Below are 8,300 nucleotides of genomic sequence, written 5' to 3' on the forward strand. Positions count from 1 at the left end.
CTGGCCGATCTGCGCTCGCGGCTGCTGGCGGCCCAGCGGCCCCTGGTGATCGTCGGCGGCGGCGGCTGGACGCCTGACAGCTGCGCGGCGCTGCAGCGCTTTGCCGAGGCCTGGCAGCTGCCGGTCGGCTGTGCCTTCCGCTTCCAGGATCTGTTCGATAACCGCCATCCGCTTTATGCCGGCGATGTGGGCATCGGCATCAATCCGAAGCTGGCGCAGCGGGTGCAACAGGCCGACCTGATCCTGGCGGTAGGCCCGCGCCTGGGCGAGATGACCACCGGTGGCTACACCTTGCTGCAGGCACCGCGCCCCAGCCAGCAACTGCTGCACATCCACGCCGGCGCCGAGGAGCTGGGCCGTGTCTATGCGGCCGATCTGATGATCAATGCCAGCATGAGCTGTGCGGCCCAGGCGCTGCAGAGCATGGCGGCACCGGACAGCGTCGCCTGGACCGACTGGGCGCATCAGGCCCATGCCGACTACCAAGCGAATCTGCTCCCCCAGCCGGTCAGCCCGCTGGACATGGCCGAGGTCGTCAAGACCCTGAGCCGGGCGATGCCCGAGGGCACCATCTTCACCAATGGCGCCGGCAACTACAGCGGCTGGCTGCACCGCTTCCATCAGTACCCGGCGCTGCACCAGCATGGCCGCACCCAGCTGGCCCCGACCTCGGGCGCGATGGGTTACGGCGTGCCGGCGGCCGTGGCGGCCAGCCTGCTCGATCCCGAGCGCTGGGTCGTCAATATCGCCGGTGATGGCGACTTCCTGATGACCGGCCAGGAGCTGGCCACCGCCACCGGCTATGGCGCCAAGCGCCTGATCTCGGTGGTGGTCGACAACGGCACCTACGGCACGATTCGGATGCACCAGGAGCGCGAGTACCCGGGCCGGGTCTCGGGCAGCGATCTCTTCAACCCCGACTTCGTGCAACTGGCGCTGGCCTATGGCTGGGCCGCCCGGCGTGTCGATCACACCGAGGACTTCGCCCCGGCGCTGCAGGCCGCGCTGGCCGCCGGCAAGCCCACGCTCTTGCATCTGCGCCTGTCCACCGATGTCTCGACCAGCCGCAGCACGCTGACGGCGATCCGCGAGGCGGCCAGACAGCGTCTGGGCAGTGCTGCTTGAGCGACGGACGGGGCGATGCGGCTGACAGCGCCCTGCAGACCGGCTACTCGCCGGGCGCGCCCTGACCATCGCGAATGAGATCGACGACCTGCCGGTGCAACTGCGGTGCGCCGGCCAGCACGGCATAAACTCGATCCGGCGCGTCGACCGCAGGGTTCAGTGACAGCGGCGCGCCCGAGGGCGTCGTGTACAGGCCGCCCGCTTCCGAGACGATCAGCAGCGGCGCGGCGATGTCCCAGATGCGAGTCGAGCGGTTGAGCATGCCGCCCAGCCGGCCGTCGGCCGTCAGGGCGGCGTCCACCAGGCTGTTGGTCGCCCGCACATTGCGCACGCGGGCCAGCAGGCCTGACAGCAGGCGCGCGTCCTGCTCGCGTTCGTGCGCGGTCGGCTTCGCGTCCATGCCGTAAGCCCACAAGACCTCGCTCAGGGCCTCGGCATTCGACACGGCAACGCGGCGGCCATTGAGAAAGGCGCCGCCGCCGGCCTCGGCGGTGTAGGTCTCGCAGCTGACCGGCAGGTGCAGCACCGCAGCCACCGGACGCGCTTCATGCAGCAGCGCGACCAGCACACCGAACCAGGGAATCCCGGCAGCATAGTTGGAGCTGCCGTCCAAGGGGTCGACGATCCAGGTGTACTCGGATGTGCCGGCAAGAAAACCCGTTTCCTCTGCGATCACGCCGTGGCCCGGAAATCGGCGCCGCAAGCCATCGAGGATGACGCGCTCGGAGGCCAGATCCGCCTCGGTGAGCACATTGCTGATATCACCCTTCTGGGCCACGACGGCATGCCGGCTGCCAAAGGACTGCATCAGGACCGTGCCGGCGGCCTGCGCCAGGTCGACGGCGGTGCTCAGCATGGCTGGCTCGCGATGCGGAACTCAGGCCCGCAGCAGCTTCGGCGTGAGCCTCGCAGTAGCGCGGAGCAGCGAGCCCCGGCCCCTACGGCACGAGGGTGCTGCCGCACAGCTCGATCCACCGGGGGCCACGAAATCTGGCGCCGAGGGTGTGCTCTTCGTCCCAGGGCACGCGGTAGCAGACCTCGGTGGCGAGTTCGTCGTCCAACTCTACGATCACGACGGCCTCTACCTCGGCGAGCGCGAGCGCCTGGTTCGCATCGGCTACAACTGGAAACGGCCCGTCTTCGAGCGTCAGTCGGCCCCGCTGGAAAGCCTCGGCATAGGGCAAGTGGTGATCGAACAGGGCCTGTTTGAGCTGCGACTCGATCTGCCGGAGGTCCTCGCCCAGCCTGATGGCATGGACAAAGGCCGCGTGATCCGGCCCTTGGCGCGAACCGCCGATGATGAGCGGCACGGTGGTTCCGCCTGCAAGCGCACACTGTCCGCGCCAGCATCCGCGTTCCCAGCTGAAAGCGCCGAGTTCCGGGTGTTGGTAGTCTTTCGTCTTGAACAGGCCAAACATGCGCGCTCATCCTCCCGGGTAGAAGCCTAGCATCCACAGCGCCGACAAGATCGCCTCCGGTCGGATGGAATCGCCGCGCCGTGCCTCGGCGACAATCCGTCCATGCAAGACATTCCCTTCGAACTTCGCGGCGAGTACATCGAGCTCGACAAGCTGCTCAAAGCCACCGGCCTGGCCGACAGCGGCGGCGTGGCCCGCATGATGATCACCGAGAGCCAGGTGCAGGTGGACGGCCAGACCGAGCTGCGCAAGACCGCCAAGATCCGCGCCGGCCAGGTCGTGAGCCTGCAGGGCGCGCGCATCAAGGTGCTGGCCGATCCGCTGCAAGACTAGCGCAAGCACTGAAGCACAAGGAAGCCGCCGATGAACTTTTCGACCTGCGATTTCTGCGACGAGCACAAGAGCGATGACAGCGGCGAGGTCCGCGTCATCCCCGGCGGCCTCTACCGCAGCTATGGCGGCCTGGCGCGCTTTGCCGGCCCGGTCACGACGGTGCGCGCGCTGGAGGACAACAGCCTGCTCAAGAGCGCGGTCGAGAGCCCCGGTCAGGGGCGGGTGCTGGTGTTCGACGGCGGCGCTTCTATGCAGCGAGCGCTGATCGGCGGCAACCTGGCCGCCGCCGCCGCGAAGAACGGCTGGGCCGGTCTGCTGATCCATGGCTGCGTGCGCGATCTGGCCGAATTGCGCGCCGCTCAGCTCGGCATCCTGGCGCTGGGCCATGTACCCATGCCTACCGAGCGGCGCGGCCAGGGCCAGGCCGATGTGGCCCTGCAGCTGCATGGGCTGTGGATCAGGCCGGGCGACTGGCTGTACGCCGATGAGGACGGCGTGGTGATCGGCGCCAAGCCCTTGCACACGTCCTGAGCCAGCCCCCCGACTCGGGGGCGGACCGCCGATTCAGGGATTGCCTGCATAGACCGGCGGTCCAGAAAACGAAACACTGTTCCAAGACCTCAAGGTCTGTCGCGCAAGAGCGGGATCCTCTCCCGGCAGCCCTGCTGCTGCCGCAGCCCCGCCGCGCAATGCGCCTGCCGCCATTGCCCGCCTGACGTTGTGCCGCGCTAGCACCCTTCGCGTGCTGCCGGCGACCCGTCCGCTCGGCCTGCCGCCGAATCCCCGTCGTCCACCGGCTCCCGTCCATCCGCCCGACCGCAGGTGGCGCCGCCGCGTGCCCTGATTGCAAGACTGTGATAGCGCGCCCTCGAGACGGCCTTGAGCCGCAGGTGCTGCAGGAGACTAGACATGCGCAAAGACAAGACATCCTCCAGACCGGGAGGCCCACGCCTGCTGGCCGCGTCGATCTCGCTGGGCCTGCTGGCCTGTGGCGGTGGCGGTGGCGGTGGCGGCGAGCCTCCGAGCCAGGCACTCAGTGTCGGCCTCAATGCTGGACCCACGGCCGGCATCGCCAACGCCGATGCTGCCCAAGCCGACGGCCTGGCCAAGACGGCCAATGCCCGCGCACCGCGCCCGAGCACACCGCCGCCCGTCGCGGTGATCGACGCGCTGAGCCTGACCGACACCGGTGCGCCGCTGCTGCTCGATGTCGGCGAACGGACCTATGCAGCGCCTGTCAAGATTGGCAATCTGCACGACCCGGCCAATTACCGCGCCGCGCCGCGACTGCCGGCCTGGCAGTTCGCCAGCAGCGACCCGAGCCATGGGGTGCTGAGCTTCGAGCGCGAGGTCGCGCCCGATATCGGCTGGCACAGCTACTCGCGCCAGGGCCGGGTGCGGGTGAGTGGTGGCTCGTCCGCAGCGGCGAATCGCATCTACACGGTCTTCAACAAGGAGCAGTTGCTGGCCGCGATCCGCGAGGGCAGGAACGAGCCCAAGATCATCCGCATCGTCGGCCATATCGACTTCCGCTGGCGCGCCGGCAACACGGTGTTCGAGGAGTACACCGGCTACGAGGACCAGAAGAACGGCGGCAGTTTTGCGATCCCGTCCAACACCACGCTGGTGGGCATCAATGATGCCAACGGCCGGCCGGCCCGCATCACTGGCACCCAGATCCTGATCGGCCGCGAGGCCGCGACCACCGCCGCCGGTGCCGAGGCGGACTTCAAGAAATGGGTGGCCGAGGGCAAGGACCCCGAGCTCTTCCCGACCTGGACGCGCAACATCATCCTGCGCAATCTAGCCATAGACACGCCCTGGGACGTCAACCCCGAGGACAGTGCCAACGCCTATATGGACGGCCTGGCGATCACCCGCGGCCAGCAGATCTGGATCGACCAGGTCTCGATCAGCGACGGCGACACGCCCGACTCGCTGGCCAGCGACACCCGCCACGACGGCGGTCTGGACATCGTGCGTGGCTCGGACTACATCACCGTCTCCAACAGCCATTTCAGCCGCCACGGCAAGCTGACCCTGGTGGGCAATGGCGACTCGGGCCGGGCCTGGAGCGATGCCGGCCGCCTGCATGTGACCTTCACCGGCAACTGGTGGGACAGCATCGGCAGCCGCCAGCCGCTGGTGCGCTTCGGCCAGGTCCATCTCTACAACAACCTGGTCAGCGGCTCGACCTCGACCCAGGACGATGACCTGAAGTTCGGCCAAGCCCTGGATGTTCGCTACCAGGCCGATGTGATTTCGGAGAGCAATTTCTACGAATTCACCGGCCTCAAACCCAAGGAGATCTGCGGCAAGCTGGCCGGCGGCAAGCAGGCCATCAGCTTCCGCAGCAGCGGTCATCGCTTCATCAGCGACAAGGACGATGACGGCAAGCCGATGAGCGCTGTGATCGACGCCCAGCTGCAGGGCTGCGACAGCCTGCCGGTGGCGAAGCTCTGGGTGCCGCCTTACTCCTACACGCTGCGCCCGGCCGACAGCCTGCGCGAGGCGATCAAGCGCTCGGTGGGCGCCGGGCGCCTGGGCCCGTTCGCGCTGACCGGCCCGGCGCCCAGCCCCAGCCCGACACCCACACCCACACCCACACCCACGCCCACGCCCACGCCCACGCCCACGCCCACGCCCACGCCAACGCCAACGCCAACGCCAACGCCGATCCCCACGCCGCCGGAAGGCAGCGGCTGCACCGTGATCCTGCCCTGCGCCGGCACTGGTGGCGAACAGTTGCTCAGCAGCCAGATCACCGTGCCGGTGCCGGCGGCTGGCTATGACGCGGCCAGCGGCACCTATGTGCTCAGCGGCGCCGGCAAGATGGAGAACGCCAACAGCTACAACTTCAATTTCAAGTACATCACGCTGAGCGGCAATTTCACCTTCACCGCACGGCTGCTCCAGCAGGGCGGCAGCGAGTCCTCGGCGCGGGCCGGCATTGTCGCGATCGAGGGCCTGAGCGGCGCCCCTGTTTACGCCTGGACTGCCCGCTACGCCTCGACCGGCGAGATCCGCGCTGCCGTCAACGCCAATGCCAAGTCCTCGATCAGCGGCTACAGCAGCTCGACCCTGCCGGTCTGGCTGCGGGTGCAGCGGCGCGGCAATGCACTGTATTCGGCCGCCTCGACCGACGGGCTGAACTGGACCGAGCGGACCAACACCAATGTCAGCGCGGCCGCGCTGCAGGTGGGCCTGGCGCTGTCTTCGGGCAGCAATACGGTGTTGACGACGGCGGCGTTCGACAACGTCAGCGTCGTTGGCGGCCCCTGAGCCACAACAAGGAGACAGAGAAGATGATGAACAAGACATTGATGGCGCTGAGCCTGGGCGCTGCGCTGCTAGGCCCCGCCCAGGCCGCCGTGCACAGCACGGACTACGGCGCGCTGCAGGGCACGCGGGTGGACTTTGAGAGCCTGGTGGTCAGCGACCCGCTGGGAAGCCTGATCGAGGGCAGCCTGACGCTGGGCGGCGTGCAGTTCGGCGAGCGCTTTGCCGGCCAGGAACTGGGCGTCGGCAGGGCGCCGCGGCCCGGCGAGATCGCACAGGACTGGTTCGATGACCTGAGCTTCGGCGTGCCACTGACCGGCCTGAACCTGCTGGCCGGCGCGGCCGGCGCCAATCTGGGCGCCTACGACTATGGCGACGCCGACGGCATCGCGCTGGCCGGCATCGGCCCTCAGCACGAGGACGGCAGCGATCCCTTCGGCTTTGGTGCGATCTCGGCCCGCTTCGCCAGCGGGCAGTCCGCGCTGGGCTTTCAGCTGCGCGAGGCCGGTGGCGGGCCGGCCTGGCTCAGCCTCTACCGCGCCGACGGCAGCCTGATCGCGACCCAGGCTCTGGGCGCCGTCAGCAATGGCTATTACGCCTATGCCCGCGACGGCGGGGTGGCCGACATCGCCGGTTTCTCGCTCTATCACCGCGACAGCTACTACGGCATCGCGATCGACAACCTCGTCTTGAGCAGCGTCAGCGCCGTGCCCGAACCGGCCTCGCTGCTGCTGATGCTGGCCGGCCTGCTGGCCCTGGGCGGCGCTGCGTGGCGCCGCCGGTTCTGAATCAACAACATCTATTTCAACGGAGACACCTCATGACAACACTGAACAAAAAGACCCTGATCCTGAGCGCGCTGGCTGGAGCCGCAGCTATCGGTGGCGCACAAGCCGCCACCACCCTGGGCCAGACCGACTTCGCCTTCACCGGCGTGAACGGCAACACCACGGTGGGCGGCTGGTCCTTCGTCAGCTTCGTCGACCTCAGCGCCGGCACGACGATCTATTTCACCGACACCAATGTGCTGCAGACCTCGACTTCGTCGGGCGTCTTCTCGAACAGCGCCGAGACCTTCTGGTCCTGGACGGCCGCCGCCGATGTGGCCGCCGGGACCTCGGTGGCCCTGCTGGGCACCGGCGTCAACGGCCAGTACGCGGCCAGGTCCGGCGCGGCGGGCGGCGTGGTCAACGGCACGGTGAGCAATCTGAATGGCGGCGCGTCCAACATCTCTAGCGGCGGCGACATCCTCTATGCCTTCCAGGCCTCGGCCTATGCCAGCAACTACGCGCCCTCGGCCATCACCTTTCTGGGGGCGATTGCCAACCGCGCCACGCCATACGCCAGCTCCGACAACCCCTTCGCGGCGACCGGCCTGAGCGGCATCCAGGTGCGCGAATACCGGATGAACAATGCCACGACCCGCTACACCCAGTTCACCGCCCAGACCAGCAGTGCCGACACCCCGTTCGCATCGATGGATGAGTTGAAGGCCGCGCTGGCCGTGGGGGCCAACTGGAGCACCATTGCTGAATCCAACAGCACGCCCATCGTCTCCGACGTGCTGGCGGTAACGGCCGTGCCCGAGCCGTCCAGCTATGCCTTGCTGCTGGCCGGTCTGGGGGTAGTCGGCGCGATGGCGCGGCGCCGGCGCCGCTGAGCGGACGGCGCTGACCCCGGGGCGGCTGCGGTCCGGTGCTTGAACGCACAAGCAGATGCGCAAAGCTTTGTTGGACGTGGCCGCCCGACTGCGTATGGTCAGCGGCCAGATCCTGTTGGAGGGGCGCGACCTGCTGGCGCTGCCGCAGCACGGTCGCGATGATCTTCCAGGCGCCGATGAGTTCGCTGAATCCGGTGCTGAGTGTCGGCGACCAGGTGTTGGAGACGCTGCGCCTGCACCGGCCGCTGTCGGCTGCGGCCGCCGCCGCGCGGGCGGTCAGCTGCTGGATCTGGTCAAGCTGCCCGAGCCGCAGCGCCGCTTCCACGACTTCCCGCACCAGCTCAGCGCTAGCGCGTGATGATCGCGATGGCGGTGGCCAGCCGGCCGCGCCTGTTGGTGGCCGACGAACCGACCACCGCTCTGGACGTGACCATCCAGGCCGAGATCCTGTGACCTGCCCCCTCCCGCCGTACCAACCAGGCGGA

General features: G+C 68.3%; 8 protein-coding genes and 1 pseudogene. 7 read left to right on the forward strand and 2 right to left on the reverse strand.

The genetic code is table 11. The features are described 5' to 3' along the window. Positions 1-1,125 (forward strand): thiamine pyrophosphate-dependent enzyme (locus tag PO768_RS26765; protein ID WP_272648490.1); only part of this gene is annotated, 1,125 nt, incomplete at its 5' end. Between the two features lie 43 nt (positions 1,126-1,168). Here the strand turns inward: PO768_RS26765 and PO768_RS26770 are convergent. Together PO768_RS26770 and PO768_RS26775 are read right to left on the reverse strand one after the other, a co-directional pair. Beyond that, on the reverse strand, positions 1,169-1,981 hold the full coding sequence (locus PO768_RS26770; RefSeq protein WP_272648491.1) for an inositol monophosphatase family protein: 813 nt from the start codon (positions 1,979-1,981) through the stop codon (positions 1,169-1,171). Between the two features lie 82 nt (positions 1,982-2,063). Beyond that, the gene (locus PO768_RS26775) at positions 2,064-2,543 is read right to left on the reverse strand and encodes a DUF6985 domain-containing protein (RefSeq protein WP_272648492.1); all 480 of its coding nucleotides are present in this window, start codon (positions 2,541-2,543) and stop codon (positions 2,064-2,066) included. Positions 2,544-2,645: 102 nt separating this feature from the next. Between PO768_RS26775 and PO768_RS26780 the strand changes: the two genes are divergently transcribed. The 6 genes and pseudogenes from PO768_RS26780 to PO768_RS26805 form a co-directional block, all read left to right on the forward strand. Further along, positions 2,646-2,876: an RNA-binding S4 domain-containing protein gene (locus PO768_RS26780; protein ID WP_272648493.1), complete on the forward strand. Its 231-nt coding sequence runs from the start codon at positions 2,646-2,648 to the stop codon at positions 2,874-2,876. A 30-nt stretch (positions 2,877-2,906) separates the two neighbouring features. Continuing rightward, a complete protein-coding gene (gene rraA / locus PO768_RS26785; RefSeq protein WP_272648494.1) occupies positions 2,907-3,407 on the forward strand; it encodes a ribonuclease E activity regulator RraA in 501 nt (166 codons plus the stop codon). 378 nt (positions 3,408-3,785) lie between these two features. Further along, entirely contained in the window at positions 3,786-6,158 is a 2,373-nt protein-coding gene (locus PO768_RS26790) for a pectate lyase family protein (protein ID WP_272648495.1), read from the forward strand. Between the two features lie 26 nt (positions 6,159-6,184). After that, entirely contained in the window at positions 6,185-6,943 is a 759-nt protein-coding gene (locus PO768_RS26795) for a PEP-CTERM sorting domain-containing protein (RefSeq protein WP_272648496.1), read from the forward strand. 32 nt (positions 6,944-6,975) lie between these two features. Then, on the forward strand, positions 6,976-7,815 hold the full coding sequence (locus tag PO768_RS26800; protein ID WP_272648497.1) for a PEP-CTERM sorting domain-containing protein: 840 nt from the start codon (positions 6,976-6,978) through the stop codon (positions 7,813-7,815). A gap of 152 nt (positions 7,816-7,967) precedes the next feature. Further along, positions 7,968-8,265: pseudogene (locus PO768_RS26805) on the forward strand (ATP-binding cassette domain-containing protein); the annotation flags it as partial. Between the last annotated feature and the right edge of the window lie 35 nt (positions 8,266-8,300).

Source organism: Paucibacter sp. XJ19-41, assembly GCF_028462495.1.
Classification (GTDB): Bacteria; Pseudomonadota; Gammaproteobacteria; order Burkholderiales; family Burkholderiaceae_C; genus Roseateles_E.

Coding starts and splice junctions, on each gene's coding strand:
- PO768_RS26770 (WP_272648491.1), bottom strand. CDS start 1,981: ATGCTGAGCACCGCCGTCGACCTGGCGCAGGCCGCCGGCACGGTCCTG.
- rraA (WP_272648494.1), top strand. CDS start 2,907: ATGAACTTTTCGACCTGCGATTTCTGCGACGAGCACAAGAGCGATGAC.
- PO768_RS26800 (WP_272648497.1), top strand. CDS start 6,976: ATGACAACACTGAACAAAAAGACCCTGATCCTGAGCGCGCTGGCTGGA.
- PO768_RS26795 (WP_272648496.1), top strand. CDS start 6,185: ATGAACAAGACATTGATGGCGCTGAGCCTGGGCGCTGCGCTGCTAGGC.
- PO768_RS26775 (WP_272648492.1), bottom strand. CDS start 2,543: ATGTTTGGCCTGTTCAAGACGAAAGACTACCAACACCCGGAACTCGGC.
- PO768_RS26790 (WP_272648495.1), top strand. CDS start 3,786: ATGCGCAAAGACAAGACATCCTCCAGACCGGGAGGCCCACGCCTGCTG.
- PO768_RS26780 (WP_272648493.1), top strand. CDS start 2,646: ATGCAAGACATTCCCTTCGAACTTCGCGGCGAGTACATCGAGCTCGAC.